At 53.9% G+C, this 16,090-nt stretch carries 17 protein-coding genes; 7 read left to right on the top strand and 10 right to left on the bottom strand.

The annotated features are described in order from the left end of the window. Positions 1–7 precede the first annotated feature (7 nt). Positions 8–418: a hypothetical protein gene (locus HUF18_RS17205; RefSeq protein ID WP_225693073.1), complete on the top strand. Its 411-nt coding sequence runs from the start codon at positions 8–10 to the stop codon at positions 416–418. Here the strand turns inward: HUF18_RS17205 and HUF18_RS17200 are convergent. Both HUF18_RS17200 and HUF18_RS17195 read right to left on the bottom strand, forming a co-directional pair. Further along, positions 415–1,287 carry a hypothetical protein gene (locus tag HUF18_RS17200; protein WP_225693072.1) on the bottom strand — a complete coding sequence of 291 codons (873 nt, stop codon included), beginning with the start codon at positions 1,285–1,287 and terminating at the stop codon, positions 415–417. The genes HUF18_RS17205 and HUF18_RS17200 overlap by 4 nt on opposite strands. After that, on the bottom strand, positions 1,287–2,105 hold the full coding sequence (locus HUF18_RS17195; protein WP_145466395.1) for a hypothetical protein: 819 nt from the start codon (positions 2,103–2,105) through the stop codon (positions 1,287–1,289). The genes HUF18_RS17200 and HUF18_RS17195 overlap by 1 nt, the downstream gene beginning before the upstream one ends. 311 nt (positions 2,106–2,416) lie before the next feature. Between HUF18_RS17195 and sodB the strand changes: the two genes are divergently transcribed. Continuing rightward, entirely contained in the window at positions 2,417–2,998 is a 582-nt protein-coding gene (gene sodB / locus HUF18_RS17190; protein WP_145466396.1) for a superoxide dismutase [Fe], read from the top strand. A 78-nt stretch (positions 2,999–3,076) separates the two neighbouring features. Next, entirely contained in the window at positions 3,077–3,664 is a 588-nt protein-coding gene (locus HUF18_RS17185; protein ID WP_225693071.1) for a Maf family protein, read from the top strand. 68 nt (positions 3,665–3,732) lie between these two features. Here the strand turns inward: HUF18_RS17185 and gspD are convergent, their stop codons facing one another. From gspD to HUF18_RS17165, 4 genes are all read right to left on the bottom strand, one after another. After that, the gene (gene gspD / locus HUF18_RS17180) at positions 3,733–5,640 is read right to left on the bottom strand and encodes a type II secretion system secretin GspD (protein ID WP_145466398.1); all 1,908 of its coding nucleotides are present in this window, start codon (positions 5,638–5,640) and stop codon (positions 3,733–3,735) included. Positions 5,641–5,652: 12 nt separating this feature from the next. Then, positions 5,653–6,498, bottom strand: coding sequence for a type II secretion system protein N (locus HUF18_RS17175; RefSeq protein ID WP_145466399.1), 846 nt, complete (start codon positions 6,496–6,498; stop codon positions 5,653–5,655). A gap of 57 nt (positions 6,499–6,555) precedes the next feature. Then, positions 6,556–7,326, bottom strand: a complete 771-nt coding sequence (gspN, locus tag HUF18_RS17170) for a type II secretion system protein N (protein WP_225693070.1) — start codon at positions 7,324–7,326, stop codon at positions 6,556–6,558. 183 nt (positions 7,327–7,509) lie between these two features. Then, on the bottom strand, positions 7,510–9,585 hold the full coding sequence (locus HUF18_RS17165) for a neutral/alkaline non-lysosomal ceramidase N-terminal domain-containing protein (RefSeq protein WP_225693069.1): 2,076 nt from the start codon (positions 9,583–9,585) through the stop codon (positions 7,510–7,512). 229 nt (positions 9,586–9,814) lie between these two features. On the opposite strand from HUF18_RS17165, the gene HUF18_RS17160 reads away from it, so the two are divergent. Then, positions 9,815–11,596, top strand: a complete 1,782-nt coding sequence (locus tag HUF18_RS17160) for a hypothetical protein (protein WP_225693068.1) — start codon at positions 9,815–9,817, stop codon at positions 11,594–11,596. 39 nt (positions 11,597–11,635) lie between these two features. Here the strand turns inward: HUF18_RS17160 and HUF18_RS17155 are convergent, their stop codons facing one another. Then, on the bottom strand, positions 11,636–11,917 hold the full coding sequence (locus HUF18_RS17155) for a GIY-YIG nuclease family protein (RefSeq protein WP_225693067.1): 282 nt from the start codon (positions 11,915–11,917) through the stop codon (positions 11,636–11,638). A gap of 106 nt (positions 11,918–12,023) precedes the next feature. On the opposite strand from HUF18_RS17155, the gene trhA reads away from it, so the two are divergent. The 3 genes from trhA (at position 12,024) to HUF18_RS17140 (ending at position 13,430) form a co-directional block, all read left to right on the top strand. Further along, positions 12,024–12,677: a PAQR family membrane homeostasis protein TrhA gene (gene trhA / locus HUF18_RS17150; protein ID WP_145466404.1), complete on the top strand. Its 654-nt coding sequence runs from the start codon at positions 12,024–12,026 to the stop codon at positions 12,675–12,677. A 63-nt stretch (positions 12,678–12,740) separates the two neighbouring features. Beyond that, complete coding sequence (arfB, locus tag HUF18_RS17145; protein WP_225693066.1) at positions 12,741–13,175, top strand: alternative ribosome rescue aminoacyl-tRNA hydrolase ArfB; 435 nt, start codon at positions 12,741–12,743, stop codon at positions 13,173–13,175. Positions 13,176–13,184: 9 nt separating this feature from the next. Next, positions 13,185–13,430 carry a hypothetical protein gene (locus HUF18_RS17140; RefSeq protein ID WP_225693065.1) on the top strand — a complete coding sequence of 82 codons (246 nt, stop codon included), beginning with the start codon at positions 13,185–13,187 and terminating at the stop codon, positions 13,428–13,430. A 12-nt stretch (positions 13,431–13,442) separates the two neighbouring features. On the opposite strand, the gene djlA is transcribed toward HUF18_RS17140, so the two are convergent. The 3 genes from djlA to HUF18_RS17125 are packed head-to-tail and all read right to left on the bottom strand — an operon-like array spanning position 13,443 to position 16,008. Further along, a complete protein-coding gene (gene djlA, locus HUF18_RS17135; RefSeq protein WP_225693064.1) occupies positions 13,443–14,267 on the bottom strand; it encodes a co-chaperone DjlA in 825 nt (274 codons plus the stop codon). After that, positions 14,264–14,956 (bottom strand): N-acetylmuramate alpha-1-phosphate uridylyltransferase MurU, encoded by a 693-nt coding sequence (gene murU / locus HUF18_RS17130; RefSeq protein WP_225693063.1) that lies wholly within the window; start codon positions 14,954–14,956, stop codon positions 14,264–14,266. Before murU ends, djlA begins: the two co-directional genes overlap by 4 nt. Then, positions 14,953–16,008 carry an aminoglycoside phosphotransferase family protein gene (locus HUF18_RS17125; RefSeq protein ID WP_225693062.1) on the bottom strand — a complete coding sequence of 352 codons (1,056 nt, stop codon included), beginning with the start codon at positions 16,006–16,008 and terminating at the stop codon, positions 14,953–14,955. The genes murU and HUF18_RS17125 overlap by 4 nt, the downstream gene beginning before the upstream one ends. Positions 16,009–16,090: the final 82 nt, after the last annotated feature.

Here is a 16,090-nt window from a genome sequence, read left to right as displayed (position 1 = left end):
GGTGATCATGAAAACAGTGATGACGGGCCTGTCAGGTATTCTTGCTGCCACGCTGAGTTTCTGCGCGGCGGCGGTTAATCCTCATGACGAGTACTACTCAAACGATATATTCACCGCCATCGAAGAAGCCAGGCAGCGCACCCACCATTACGATTACAGTCATGCACAGCGCTATAACCGCTCAACCTCGCAAAGCATTCAGTTTTCACGACTGCTGAATAAGGAGATGGCGCAAACGATTGTCAAAACCCCTGACAGCATTGACGTCGATCCGCATACCCAGAACACTGACAATCTGGACAGCGAAACACTGACTGCCCGCGACAGCGAGAAGATGCCGGCAATAGAAACCGCTCCCCTGTCCCTGCCAACCAACGTCAGCACCGGCGCCGCATCGGTGACCATTACCGTCCGTTAAATGCTGGCTTGCGCGGCCATCAGAGACGCACAGATCTTTCCCCGTAAAGGCACTGCAAGCTGCAGCAAAATACGGTCACGTAACCACAATGCTCTGACATCATCGGCTAACAGCGGCAGCAGCTCATCCTGACAGACCAGCACATCCTCCAGTGCATCCAGAGCCGCCAGAGAATAATCCCGTGGCCGGGCAGAGAAGATATCTGCCAACCGCCCCGCCGCAGCGACCAGCGAATGCGTGTTGTCAGCATCGGCATTAGCCATTAGCCAACCACTGAATGCCAGTGCCACGTGCACATCTTCCCAGTAACGGAAGGGCTTGTTCAGCTGCTGATGGGCATGATGGCAACGATAAGCAGAGGTAACAGTTACATTACTGAAGTGCACCGGCGTATGGGGAACATCCGGCAGAAAGGGCTGCTCTTTACGCGCCTCCAGAGGTTCAACCCCTGCCGCATCCGCCGCGACCTGCACACACACTAGATCATCAGCGCAGGCTGCAACCACATACAGCAGGTCGAGCCCACGGCGGGCCAGCATGACATGGGATTTTTCGCCATTCAGGCAGGAAGTTTGCTCATCAAAACGGGTCTGCATCTGCCGCAAAGAACGTAACCCGGCTTCAGAAATACAGAATGCCGCCCAGGCGTCGGCTGCAAGTTGTGGATCGAGCTGGCGCATTGCCGCCTGATAACCACAGAAAAATGCCGTTCCCGGCGTAGCCGCACGCTGACCATGCTGCCAGGCGACTTCAACGGATGTCAGGGTACGAAAAGAAGTGGCAAGTTCACGACGCAGCAGCGCCGCATCCTGCTCAAGAGACAGACGTGGTGCCGTGGCACCACGCTGACATAACGCGGACAGCGACATTACTGTGCGCTGCCACCCAGAGCGTTCTGGATACGATCCAGACGGATCTGAATATCTTCAATTTCCAGCTTCATATCGGCCAGGTTACCGCCAGCGCCACTCTGACGCATCTTGGTCATTGCCGCTTCCAGAGACTGAATGGACTCAGTGTTCTGCGCCACCCGCAGCTCGGTTTCAGCCGGCATTGCCAGAACCTGAGCTTCGACCTTGGCAATCTTCTTCTTCATATCGGCGAGACTGGCATCCAGTTTTTTCTGCAACGCAGCATCGTTTGCCGCCAGAGCTTTCTGCTGTTTGTCATTACTGGCTTTCAGCTCTTTATCCAGACCGGCCAGCGATCCTTTTAACGCCGTAATGGCTTTTTCATTGCTGGCGATATCAGCCTTATTGCGCTTATTCGCCACATCCCACAGCTTACGGATTTCGGCATCGTGCTCTTTGATAATCACTTTCAGAGCATCCAGCGACAGGTTGGCATTCTCACCAGTAACCGACAGCTTTTCATTCAGCACATTAATATTGGCAGCCTGACTTTTCAGCAGGGTTTCGGCGTTGGCAAACTGTCCCTGCAGAGTCTGCAGCTGCATAAACAGAAAGCCTGCCAGCCCCCCCATTCCCAGAGCGACCACCAATGCCACAACAGCCAGCGTCTGTTTCTGCGCCGGAGCTGCTGCAAGCGCTGCTGCCGATGGGCCTGCTTTTGCTGCTGCAGCACGCTGAGCGGCAATACGGCGGGCCTGCAATTGTTTCTGGCGCAGAGCAATATCTTCCTGCGATGGCTTCATATCCGGCACCAGCGGTTCTTTTTCTTTATCCATTGTTTTGCCCCCACGAAAACGTCGTCATTATTATTGCGCCCAGTATAACGGCATCTGCCGTCAGTATAAATTCTGAACGCTGTTATTCTGTTCTGGCTGTCATACGCCTTGCCAAAGGCTTATAGCATGTAACAGAGACAGACTGTTCAATACCCCTACAAACCGCATGAATAGCACCCCAAATACAGTGGTGCTATGATTCGGGCTCTAAAGAAGTTCTGCCGGTTTAGCATTGTAATGGCCGATCCTTACAGAGCTTTGATAATCCCGCAAGATATGCAACCCGACTCAGTAATGAATGGAGAGACACCATGGCATTTGAATTACCTGCCCTGCCGTACGCAAAAGACGCACTGGAACCGCACATTTCTGCCGAAACCCTGGATTTCCACCACGGTAAGCACCACAACACCTACGTGGTTAAGCTGAATGGTCTGATCGGTGGCACTGAGTTTGAAGGCAAAACTCTGGAAGAAATCATCAAAACCTCTTCCGGTGGCGTATTCAACAACGCAGCCCAGATCTGGAACCACACTTTCTACTGGAACAGCCTGAGCCCTAACGGCGGTGGCGAACCTACTGGCGCAGTAGCAGATGCTATCAACGCAGCATTCGGTTCTTTTGCTGATTTCCAGGCCAAGTTCAACGATATGGCTGTTAACAACTTCGGTTCAAGCTGGACCTGGCTGGTGAAAAAAGCTGACGGTACTCTGGATATTGTTAACACTTCCAACGCCGCCACTCCGATCACTGAAGGCCTGACTCCACTGATCACTGTTGACCTGTGGGAACATGCTTACTACATCGATTACCGTAACGTACGTCCTGATTACCTGAAAGGTTTCTGGGCTCTGGTTAACTGGGAATTCGCCAACGCGAACTTCGCTGCTTAATCGGCCTTTGTGGTAAAAAGAAAACCGGGTTTTTACCCGGTTTTTTTATATCCGCATATCTGTGAAAACGGTAAAACTATGAAGCTACTGCTCGCCTCCGGTTCACCCTACCGCCGCGAATTACTGGCCCGGTTACGTATTCCTTTTGACTGCGCCAGCCCGGATATTGACGAAACACCATCAACAAACGAATCGCCGCAGGATTACGTCGCCCGTCTGGCGTACGAAAAAGCCCGGGCACTGGCCGCACAATATCCGCAACACTGGGTTATTGGCAGTGATCAGACCTGCGTATTGAATAACCAGATCTGCGGCAAGCCCGGCAACCACGACAACGCCGTTGCACAACTGCAACGCGCCAATGGCCAGCGCGTCAGTTTTTATACCGGTCTGTGCCTGCTTAACAGTGACAGTGGCGAATATTATTCGCTGACCGAGCCTTTCCATGTGTATTTCCGCAATCTCAGCGAGGCAGAGATCGAACGTTATGTCGCACTCGAGCAGCCTTATGACTGCGCCGGCAGTTTTAAAGTGGAAGGGCTGGGCATTAATTTATTTGAAAAACTGGAAGGCCGTGATGGCACCAGCCTGATCGGTCTGCCATTAATCGGCCTGATTGATTTAATGCGCAAAGCCGGAATCAACCCACTGGAACTTGCTCAATAATTTAAAAGAGCGATAAATAAAAAGCCCCGTAAAACGGGGCTTTTTTATCGGTAACACTGCAGGTGTTGTTAATCTTTCTTACGATTACCCGGTAATCCCTGGAACAGTTTTTCCAGCTGGGCATCAACATCTTCCCGGCCCAGTTTATCCGACAGGCTGAATTCCCAGATGCCGTTGTATTTATCTTCCGTCAGCTTACGCGCAACGCCGGTATTGTTCACAATGGTCGGACGCAGGAACACCATCAGGTTGCTCTTCACCTGTGTCACCGACTTCGATTTAAACAACCAGCCCAGCAGTGGAATATCGCCCAGCAGTGGTACTTTGCTTTCCACTTCACGGATATCGTCACGGATCAGACCACCCAGTACGATGGTTTCTTCGTTCTCTGACAAAATCATGGTCTTGATAGAGCGCTTGTTAGTAATCAGGTCCGCACTGCCATCAATAGTGGTCTGCGATACCGACTCAGCCGTCGCTTCCACTTCCAGACGGATGGCTTCGCCATTATGAATATGCGGCTTAACTTTAAGAGAAATACCGACGTCTTTACGATCAATCGTGGTAAAGGGGTTGGTGTTGCTGCTTGAAGCCGTAGAACCGGTACGGAAAGGAACGGTCTGGCCGACAATAATTTCTGCTTCCTGGTTATCCAGCGTCATGATGCTTGGCGTCGACAGCAGGTTGGTCAGGCTGTTGCTGGCCAGCGCCTGCAGAATCACACCAAAATCCACTTCGCCGTTTACTTCATGATAACCACCAATGGTCAGGCCGCTGCCCAGGGCCGAAGCCGGATTGCCGGTAGCAATACCGGTAGCAATCGTACTCAGTGACGGGCCGGAATTAGAGAAGTTGGTGCCTGCCACCGGCGCATCCAGGTTACCGGTTGCCCACTGCACGCCCAGCGCATCGGTGATATCACCGGTAACTTCGACGATGGCCGATTCAATCAGCACCTGTGCACGGCGTACATCCAGCGCTGCCACCAGCTCTTCAATTTCTTTCATCAGTGATGGCTCAGCGCGAACCACCAGTGCGTTCAGCTCTTCATCGGCATGAATACCGGCTTTTCCTTTAGCTTGCGAGGCATCTTTATCAGCGGCAGAAGACGCGTCCGACAGCAGATTTTTCAGCAGCTCAGACAGTTTTTTCGCATCGGCATACTGCAGGCGGATAACCTTGGCGCTGCCGGAGAAATAGGATGGCTGATCAAGCTCTTCAATCAGTTTGCGGATACGTTCGCGGGCGCTTTTCTCACCTTTAATAATCAGACGATTGCTGCGCTCATCGGCCACCACACGGATAGAGCCGGCGGTATTTTCGTTAGCATTGGCAGCTGTACCCTGTGATACCTTGGCCGGATCGAGGCTCTGCAGCATGGTAACCACGTTACCAACCCAGGCTTCTTTCAGCTGGATCACTTCCAGCTCTTCACTGCCGGATTTATCCAGGCGGTCAATAATTTGCTCAATACGCTGAATGTTGGCGGCATGATCGGAAATAATCAGGGCGTTTGCGGATTTCACCCCGGCCAGATGACCATATTTAGCCACCAGCGGACGCAGAATCGGCACCAGATCCAGCGCCGGGGTATTTTTAATCATGATGACTTTGGTCAGCAGTTCCTGACTGTCGACTGCGACGCTTTCATCCAGATCACGTCCCTGCTGTTTAACGTCGTTCTGTTGCACAATCAGAATGACATCGCCGGCCGGTACAGCCACATAGCCCTGAACCTGCAATACCGATAAAAACAGCTCGTAAACGCCTTCTTTGTTCATCGCTTCGCTGGAAAGCACGTTTACTTTGCCTTTAACCCGCGGATCAATGACAAAACTTTTGCCGGTAATATCAGCGACCTGACTGATAAAGGCACCGATATCCGCTTCCTTCAGATTAATCTGCCAGCTGTCCTGCGCGGCCTGTGTTACGGCGCTGACCAACAGCATGATGACGAATGCCCACTGCTTTAACACACTCAATATCCTTTAATTAATCTTGTGATTAACAACAAAACGGCTGTTGCCACGCTGCACTTCAATGCGCGCGTTGCCTTCACTGCTTACCTGTTGCAATAACTGCTGATCGCTTTGCGGATCACCCAGCGCCTGGCCATTAACTGACAACACGATATCACCGGGTTGCATCTGCAAGGCTGTCAGCACCGATCCGGGCTGCACACGGTATCCCTGACCTGAGCCTATGGCTTCCAGCCCCATTTCCTGCATGGCACCTTCCGCATCTCCGGCAACCTCTTCGGTAACCATATTCATAAATTCTGACGGACTGCGAACCTGCTTAAAACGCTCGCGCAAAGAACCACTGCGGTTAACCTCCGGGCGTGGCGCAGCAACCGCTCTGGCCGTGATGCCGGCGGTGGATTCTTCGTCAAATTTCAGGGTTTCCAGCTTGCCGTTAGTGTCGAGGATGACTTTATCGTCATAGACACCGGCCAGACGTGTACGTCCCTGCACCGCATCACCGATGCGGTAAAACTCTCCCTGACCACCTTTCGGCGCAATGATGGCACTGGATGCTTCATTGCTGGTACTGCGGGTCACACCCAGCAACTGCAGCCGCAGGCGTGTATCCGGAGCATCTACCTCTTTGGCAACAGCCTCAACAGGTTGTGCGGTAACATCCCCGAACAAATGATATTGGCCTGTCCCTGCCACTGTCCCGCCGTTCTGTGCATCACCGCGGGACTGCGATGGCGCCTTCAGCAGCAGCGGTTCCGGCGCCACAATCAGCCAGGTCAGATGCGCAAGCTGCCAGGATAACAGGACGGTCAGGGCTGTCTTCCCCAGCACCAGCGTCCAGCGCTGCCAGCTCATTAACTCAGCCACCTTGTCTGCCAAAACGTTCTTACTCCGTAAACGAAGCGCCCAAGGTTACAGAACCTTATGAGACACTTCAAAAATTACTGTTTCTTCTGTGGCTTCGGCTGGCCACTTCTGCCCTAACACATCCAGAAAGCGCCGGCGGATAGCGATCCCGCCCCAGCCGTCCTGCTGCATAAAGCCCTGGATTAATGCCTGGCCTTCCGTTGTTTCAATATTCAGCACGGCTTTTTCCGGTTCCATTCCCAGCGTGCCGATCAGCATTGGCATGGTTGCGCGGATAGGCTTGTTATCTACCGGGAAGCCAACCTCTCCACCGCTGTACACCAGTCGGCCGGAGACATCGGAGAATTGCCGGGTCTGCAGATTCACACTGGCCAGCAGGCGGTTCAGTTCAAACTCGCCGGCAACCGACACCCGGTTGCGGGTCAGCAGCGGCTGGATTTTATCAGCGTTGAGATAACCATCGGCACCGAGAATCTGCAATTGCTGATCCAGGCCAATGCGGGCGGCGCTCTTTAAACGCACACCATCGCCCAGCACGCTTAAATCAAAATCAGCGCGGCCAGCCAGCAGCGCCAGAGGGCTAAGCTGCCAGCGGGCATCGAGACTGCCCAGATCCCGCAGTTGCGGAACAGCAAAACGCAGACGTCCATCCCATAACGTGCCGGACACCTGCTCAATTTTTAACGGCAGACGTCCTGCCTGTGGCTCAACATAGCGCCAGACAAAATGCAGCGGTGTATTGATGACAAGAACAAAAATGAAGGTTAAAACGCCCAGCACTACAAACCAGCGGGCCGCCCAAATGGCTTTGAACATGGTATTTGTTGTTATCCCTGGAAATATCAGCGGGTCATTCTACTCAACGGGGGCGCCAAATCTAAAGGAGCAATGTGACATTACTGTAAAAAAGCCGGAGATTCTTGCAGAAACTCCGGCATCAGGCGTCAATTCCGGCGCTGCGACGGGGTTATTCCACCACGCCACAGCCCAATTCAGACGTTATTCAGCTAAGGCAACACCTGCACTGCCACTCCCGTAGGTAAAGCTGGCCGATGTTATCTGCGGCTGATTGTCCCGCGCTTCGATGACAAAGCGGTATTCTCCCCCAACCACCGGGTTATACCAGCGGCTTTCGTATTCCGCCATACCGTTGTCGCTGTCATCGAGATAACGCACTTCGATATCGTAGCCATCATCGTGCACGGGTTCGCCATTGATCACCAGCTGTTGCCACTGATCACCGACTTTATGTTCAACACGCACCAGACGCTGATCAAAGGCTATCTGATCCGGGCCGAGATCCAGCCACTGTACTGCTACGTAGTTTTCTTCATTGGGCTCTTCAGCACTTACCTCATGCGGAAGCTGCAGCCACTCGCGCTTGCCGTTGCTGACAACAGCCTCCGGCAGGAAGTGGTTAACCTTCAGTTCATAACGCCATTCCGGTTTTAATTCCTGCACGCGGCCATTCTGCAGAAAATCCTGCGCCAGCGTACCCAGCTGTGCTGCCAGATAAGGTGTAGTGTACTGGCCATACAAGGTATGACCGCCTTCGTAATTCTGGCGGGAGTATTCTTCCGGCGTGGTGGTGTAGCCAAAATAACCGTTGGCGTTGCTGGCCACCCAGACGTATTTCACATCCTCACCGGCAGCAGCAAAAGTGTCACTGACGGCGGCCGAAATCCGGCGACCGGATTCAGTCGTGGTTTCAAACGGCAGCGGCAGAACCACCATGTCATTAATGCGCAGCAGCTGGAACATCACGGTATTCGGGAAGCTGTCTTTGGGCTCCAGCAGCGGCTGCAGGAAAGAGAACCCCAGATGGCGTTTGTTACCCTGACAACCATCTTTAAAGAACCACCAGCGACGCGCCATCACATTGCCACCATGGAAGAACGGAATCGCGCTCAGCCACGGCGTACGGCGTTCATAAGCACCGGCCGCTACGGTATTGCCCACCGCCGCATCATGACAGATTTCTACGTCACCAGCCTTGGTATGCTCACGGATATTCAGCTCGCGCGCGGCGCTGGCCAGCTGAATATCGCTGCTCAGCTCTGAGCCCAGTGCTTCAAACAGACTGATGGCTTCACCACCGATGCCCTGACCCAGTTTTTTCGCGGCCTTCCAGTCGACATCGAAATGGCCGAAGTAGTTATCACCATGTTCTTCCAGTGCCGGTGCCATATCGCCCTGAGTACCGGTGCTCAGCGCATGCACGACTGGCCAGGAGGTTTTGTAGCGGTCGCGGATTTTCCACTCAAGATCTTTCTGCGCGTAAGCAAACAGGTCTGCGTTATACACTTCAACCGGTACGCTCAGCGCCGTAGCGTGTACTGAAAAACTGGAGAAAGCACCCAGTGGTTTATATTTTCCGTCATCATCGCGCACATCCACCCGCACCATATACAGCGATGGGTTAACGGCCTCAAACTTAGCCTGCGGATCATCAAGCTCCACACCCTGTACATCGTTATTCAGCACATAAGAATCAAGGGAGCGGTTACGGTTGTAGCCGTAAATATCTTTTTTGCCGGTGGCGATTTTAGCCGGACGACGCGACTCATAAGCCTGAATAATGCCGGCACTGATACGACTGGCGACAAATTCCAGAAAATCCGGTTCGAGCCACTGGCCGCTGGACATATGCTTGTTATAAAAATCGTTATCAAAGAAATTCACCGGCGCCGAGTGGCTGTGGGAAGCCGTAATGGCAATATCACCCGGCTTGAGCCCGGTTTTTTCCGCCACCCGCGCGGCTACTTCATGCTGCAACAACAGCGAAGCAGCCGTCAGGTCGGTCTGCACCAGCGCCACTGACTGCCCTTTACCATCATTGATATACACCACCCGCGCCTTGATCCGGGTACGGAAGCCCTGACCACGGTTAGCCATCACCGAATAGCCACCCATCGGCATACCCGGCGGCGGCGTAATATCGACCGATACCGCACCTGCCGTCGGCACTTTTTCTGCCACGATGCTATGAGCGGAAGGTTGCTGAACAAAAATTTCCTGAGTAGCTGCGCAGCCCGTCAGCGAGACGAACACTAACAGCGAGAGAAGAACACGCATGAGAACGACCTTTATTGTTATTGTCTGGCAATTGTGTACTTTTGTACCACACCCACTTTAAGTGGTCACTATCCAAATCCGCCAGAGTCGATCGGTGGCTTATGCAGGGTACAACCCATGGCCTGAGCTGTTTCATCAGAGGAACAGTGAAATCGGTACATTTTTGATTTTTGTATCAAATTGTATCCATTATCATTCCGTTTTTGAGAACAGGACGTCCGGAGCCGTTATGCGTTTAACCCCCTTCATTCCCGCCCTGCTGGCCTTTGCCTCGGCACTCAGCATTGCTGCACCCCGAGATATCTATGACAGCGACCACAATGGTCTGATTGAAATCGAAGACCTGCAGGATCTGAATGAGATCCGCAATAACACATCGGCCGAACACCCGGCAGAAATTCAGGGCACCCACCTGTACGGTGCCAATGGCGGTTGTCCGGCCAGCGGCTGTAATGGCTACGAGCTGACCCGCAACCTGAATTTCGATACCAACAGCAATGGCCTCTTCGATGAGGGGGATCAGTTCTGGAATGAAGGCAAAGGCTTTGAGCCGATTGGTAACTTCAATCTGAAGTTCGCCACGGAATTTCACGGTCAGGGCCATGCGTTACTCAATCTCACGATTAATCGTCCCGGCGAGTACTTCACCGGACTGTTCGGCTACCTGGAACTCGCCAGCATTCATGACCTGATACTGACCGCTGATATTAAAGGTGGTGGTAACTCCGGGGCATTGACAGGCTACGCCTGGCGCAGCCTGTTCCAGAAAATTCAGGCCGAGACAAAAGTAACGACTACCGCCAGTGAAGTACAAAACTGCCAGCCGTTCTGCGATGCCCGTGATAACGGCGGCCTGATCGGTTCAGGTGAAGAGCTGATGATCAACCGCATTCTGCTGAAAACCACCGTCAGCGGTGAAGAGAGCAGCGGTGGTCTGGCCGGCTATCTCAGCGACAGCAATGTTGATGAAGCAGGCGTACAGGGCAACATCAGCGGTGATAAAAATATCGGCGGCCTGGTTGGAAGAATGGCAGCGACCTCGTCCACAGACCCGACCATCAGCAGTACGGTTAAACGCAGCTTTGTCGCCGTTACCGCCAGTGGCCGGACCCAAATCGGTGCTCTTGCAGGCTCCATTAATAAAACTGAAATCAGTGACTCTCTGGTCAGCGGTACAGTTAATCTCGACGAGCAGATTTATGCCCGTGCCGGTGGCATTGCAGGCTCAATGGAAGACAGCTCGCTGTTACGGATTATCAGCACCGTGCGCTTACCAGAGGACAGCGATACCACCCGCTTTATCGGCGCGCTGACCGGTGAAAGCGGTGGAATGACGCTGACTGATGTAACAAACACCCACGCAGCCCGCGATCTGGCAAAGCGTGCCGAAGGTAAAGGATACGGCTCCCTGATTCCGAACCAGAACTTCGATCTGGCTCATATCCAGTGCGCCAGCGCCGCTGATGCCTGTGACGGCCTGCAGTTCAGCGATTGGGATAGCAGTAAAAACAGTAAGAATGAAACACTGTGGGTGTTTGGCACTCAGGAACAAGTACCGGGATTGAAACTATCGCAGGCTTCTTTAATGGATGCCGATGCTGATGGTCAGGCCGATAGCTGGCCGGAGATTGTTATCCCGACCGATCCTGATCCAACCGATCCTGATCCAACCGATCCTGATCCAACCGATCCTGATCCAACCGATCCTGATCCAACCGATCCTGATCCAACAGATCCTGATCCAATTGATCCTGACCCGACCGATCCTGACCCGACCGATCCTGACCCGACCGATCCTGATCCAACCGATCCTGACCCGACCGATCCTGACCCGACCGATCCTGATCCAACCGATCCTGATCCAACCGATCCTGATCCGACCGATCCTGATCCGACAGATCCTGATCCAACAGATCCTGATCCAACAGAACCAGGCAAAAAATCCGGCTCATCCGGTGGCGCCCTGATCTGGCTACTGGCACTGACTGCGGTTGCCCGTCGTCGCCGTTAATTATTTCCCAAAAATCACAACTCCCTTGCCCAGGCAGACTTAGGGCAAGGGACGCTCTCCGCGTACCAGCTTCTCTTTTTCCGCCTTAGGCAGTTTTTTTACCCGCATTTCCGCTCGCAATGCATCACCATGAGCACCTACCGCCGTCTGATAAACCAGCGCCAGAGGGCCGCGGCCGCGCAGCGCGCGCGCGGTTTTAGCGCCATTGGCGCAATGTTCAGCGAAGCGCCGTTCAACATCGGTACTGATACCACAATACAGCTGACCACTGGCCATACGGACCAGATACAGGCTCCAGCAGGGGGGAGACTCCGCGGGCACGTTAATCCTCAGACAGACAGAGCCTGTACACTCTGATTTAACAGGCCCGGATAAAAACCCGTATCATACGCAGCTCTCACCCAAACCATAAATAAGTTGTAACGCTATGCATGCTGTTTTCCGTGATCCCATCAGTGGCCTGACCCATCTCGCCGGCGCTGTTTTTGCCATTGTTGCCCTCTGTATTCTCGCCGCTCAGGCTGCCATGTACGGCGGTGTCTGGCATATGGTGTCCTTTATGATTTTTGGTGCCACGCTGCTGCTGATGTTTGCCAGCAGCACGGTGTATCACATGATCCATGCTTCAGAAGAAGTCATTCAGTGGCTGAAGCGCATCGATCATATGGCGATTTTTCTGCTGATTGCCGGCACTTACACACCGATTTGTCTGGTGCCACTGCACGGCAGCAGCGGCTGGTGGTTATTTGGCGTGGTCTGGGGACTGGCACTGACCGGTGTCATTCTTAAACTGGTATGGATCAGCGCACCACGCTGGTTCTCCACCGTCATTTATGTGCTGATGGGCTGGCTGGTGGTGTTTGTTTATCCGCTGCTCGACCAGATTCCCGCTGGCGCACTGGAATGGATTACGTACGGCGGCCTGAGCTACACCATTGGTGCGGTGGTCTACGCCACCAAATGGCCAAACCCCTGGCCGAAATGGTTTGGCTTCCACGAAATCTGGCATTTATTTGTGATTGGCGGTGGCTTCTGTCACTTCTGGGCCATTGCCTTTCATCTGGCCAAGGTACCTGTCTAAAGGCACCGGTTAAAAGCACGGATTAAAACCAGCCATTAAAAAAAGGCGACGTTAAAACAACGCATGAACGATATTACCGACCCGCTGTTTATCAGCCACAGCGTCAGCATTCCTTGGTCTGACATCGATATGACCGCGATACGCGCCCAGGGCGCCGGCGGTCAGAACGTGAATAAAGTGTCCAGCGCTATTCATCTGCGTTTTAACGTTCAGGCATCCAACCTGCCGGAATTTTATAAAGAAAAACTGCTCGCCCTGCGTGATCAGCGCATCACTCAGGACGGCGTTATTATTATCAAGGCGCAGCAATACCGCACTCAGGAACAGAACCGGCTGGATGCCCTGACCCGCTTACAGCAATTAATTCAGAGTGTGAGTAAAGTTCAGGCCAAACGCATCGCCACCCGTCCGACCCGTTCTGCGAAAAAGAAACGGGTCGACAGTAAAACCAAACGCGGTGCGATTAAAAATATGCGCGGCAAGGTGAAGGATTTCTGAGAATTACAAATGCCCATCAGAAAAAAACTGCCGCCAGGCAAAGGTCCCTGGGAGTTCCTGCTCAATATTGTCAGCAAAGTGCTGCTTTTGGTTATCGCAATTTATACAGCATCCTGGATTCTTTCCAGCCGCTGGCCGGTGATCGGTTTTGCCCTGCTGCTGGTCAGCCTGATTATTGCCCATCTGGAGCTGCTCCGGCTCGGACGCTGGCTGGATAAGAAAGCCAGCGAGCGCTTCACCCGCCCTGGTCGCTAGCAGGCATAAAGATTAAGCCCGCGCTTTGCGCACCAGATCGTAAGCGGTCTGGATTTCCTGAGTTTTTTCTTTCGCCAGTTTCATCATTTCCTCGGGTAAACCTTTGGCCACCAGCTTGTCCGGATGATGCTGACTCATTAAACGGCGATAGGCTTTTTTCAGTTCATCGTCCGTTGCCTCGGGGGTAACGCCCAGCACGGTGTAGGCATCACGCAACTGACTTTGTGGCTGCGCACCCGGCCGCGACTGCTGCTGGCGCTGACCGGCACCGCGCATCGCCGCCTGCACCCGGCCATTAATCCATTCAAACTGAAAAGCACCGATATCCAGCGCGCGGCAGATGCGGTCAAACAGACGCCGCTCTTCAATCGACAAGCGACCATCGGCATAAGCCACGCTGAGCTGAATTTCGAGAAACATCTGCGCCAGTCCGGCACGCTGGGCGAACAGCTCACGCAGCCGGTTCAGATCCGGCATTAAATCCACATCCGGGTCTTTGCCTTCGGTAAAAAACTGAATCGCATTATTACGCTGCGGCCCGGTCAGCCCCATCTGATCCATGATATGGCTGGCGGCATCAATTTCCTGCTCACTGACCCGGCCGTCGGCCTTGGCCAGCCGTCCCATCACACGAAAAGTCGCGCGGAAGAACACCTGCTGCACCTGCACCCGTTCGTTGCGGCTGCCAGAAGCCGACGCGGGCTCATGGCCGAGCAACACTTTCCCCAGTGTCTGATCAAACAGATGCCCGGCAAAAGCGCCGACCAGCAAACCAAAAGGGCCGCCGCTGAACAGACCAATCACCGCGCCCATGGCTTTACCAAACCAGAAATTCATAAAGCCGTCGTCCGCAGATAATCATCCAGTTCTGCCAGCCGCTGTGGCGTACCGACATCCACCCAGCGCTGACGCAAATGAGTGCCGCCCACACGGCCGGCGTCCATTGCCCGGCGCAGTAAGGGTGCCAGCGGAAAAGCCCCCGCTTCCTGAGCGTCAAACAATTGCGGCCGCAACACACTCAGACCACTGAACGTCAGACGATCATGATGAATATTCCCGCCACTCAGAACCCTGCCATCACGCAGGGCAAAATCACCGGCGGGATTATGATCCGGGTTATCCACCAGCCATAAATGCGCCAGATCATTCGCCAGTGAAACCTGCAGCGCCTGCTGGTAATCCCAGTCGGTCCAGACATCACCGTTTACCAGCAAAAACGGCTCCTGCCCTGTTGCGGTTAATAACGGCAAGGCCTGCAGAATACCGCCCCCGGTTTCCAGCGCACTGGCCTCCGGCGAATACTGAATCTGCGCACCAAAGGCCGAGCCATCGCCCAGCTGCTGCTCCAGCATATGGCCAAGCCAGGCGTGATTGATCACCAGCTCGGTAATACCGGCAGCCACCAGCTTTTCAATGTGGTGAACAATCAGCGCTTTACCCGCCAGCGGCAACAGCGGTTTGGGGCAGTTATCGGTCAGCGGCGCCATCCGGGTGCCGCGACCAGCGGCGAGAATCATGGCTTTCATTCAGCGCTGCTGTCACGACGCTGGTCAGTACCCGCAGCCGGCAGTTTATCCAGCTGCGGGATAAAGACCTCAGCCAGCCACTGATGGAAGGCGGCACATTCTTCATAACGGCCACTGATTTCCAGCAGGTACTGACAGGTGTTAGGAATATCCGCCAGATAACCGCTCTTACCGTCACGCAGATTCAGGCGCGCAAAAATACCGGCGGCCTTTAAATGACGCTGCATTCCCATAAAATCGAAATCGCGCTGGAACTGGTTCCATTCGCCCAGATAAATACCGCGCGGACGTGCCTGTTGCCAGTAAGAGGCTGCCAGTTCATCAACCAGCGCCGCCGGCCAGCGCACATAGCAATCGCGCAGCAGAGACACCAGGTCGTAGGTGGCCGGACCAGCCACCGCATCCTGGAAGTCAATTACACCGAGCGAACCGTCAGCGCGCAGCATCAGATTGCGTGAATGATAATCGCGGTGCACAGCCACCACCGGTTGCGCCAGCGCATTGGCTTTTAATAAGGCAAAGGTGTCGGCCAGCAGCTGTTCTTCAGCACTGCTCAGTGTCATACCCAGCTGCTGCACACAGAGCCAGTCGCGGAACAGCGCCATTTCCTGATCAAGCAGTGCCGCATCGTAAGTTGGCAGATTATCGGCCGGTAAATCCTGAATATGCAGCAACTGGGTAATGGCCTGTTCATACAGCCCCTGTACCGTCGCGCTGCTGACGCCGTCAGCATGCAGCGCCGGCCACAGCATCTGGTCGCCGAAGTCTTCCAGCAGCATAAAACCCTGGTCAAAATCGTATGCCAGCACCTTAGGTACGACCACATCATGTTTGTACCAGGCCTGCGCGATACGCACAAAACGCGGGTTGTCTTCTTTATCGGCCGGCGCATCAACTGCAATCCAGCTGTGGTTCAAACAGCGCAGACGAAAATAGCGCCGGAAGCTTGCGTCTCCGGATACCATGTCCATTTCTGCGGTCACATCAAAATCGGAATGCTGGCGAATCATCGCCACCGCCCATTGAGCGAGATTGTCCCGCCGCTGATCCATGCTGGCCTCTCAGGGTTAGTCGTTCTAGAATTGGGCGCCTTGCGCGGCACCCCGGTTAATAAGTTACTGTGCGCGTTAAGAT

The organism is Thalassolituus sp. ST750PaO-4, from assembly GCF_020320405.1.
Classification (GTDB): domain Bacteria; phylum Pseudomonadota; class Gammaproteobacteria; order Pseudomonadales; family Oceanobacteraceae; genus Venatoribacter; species Venatoribacter alkanivorans.
This window is presented reverse-complemented; position numbering and strand designations above follow the sequence as displayed.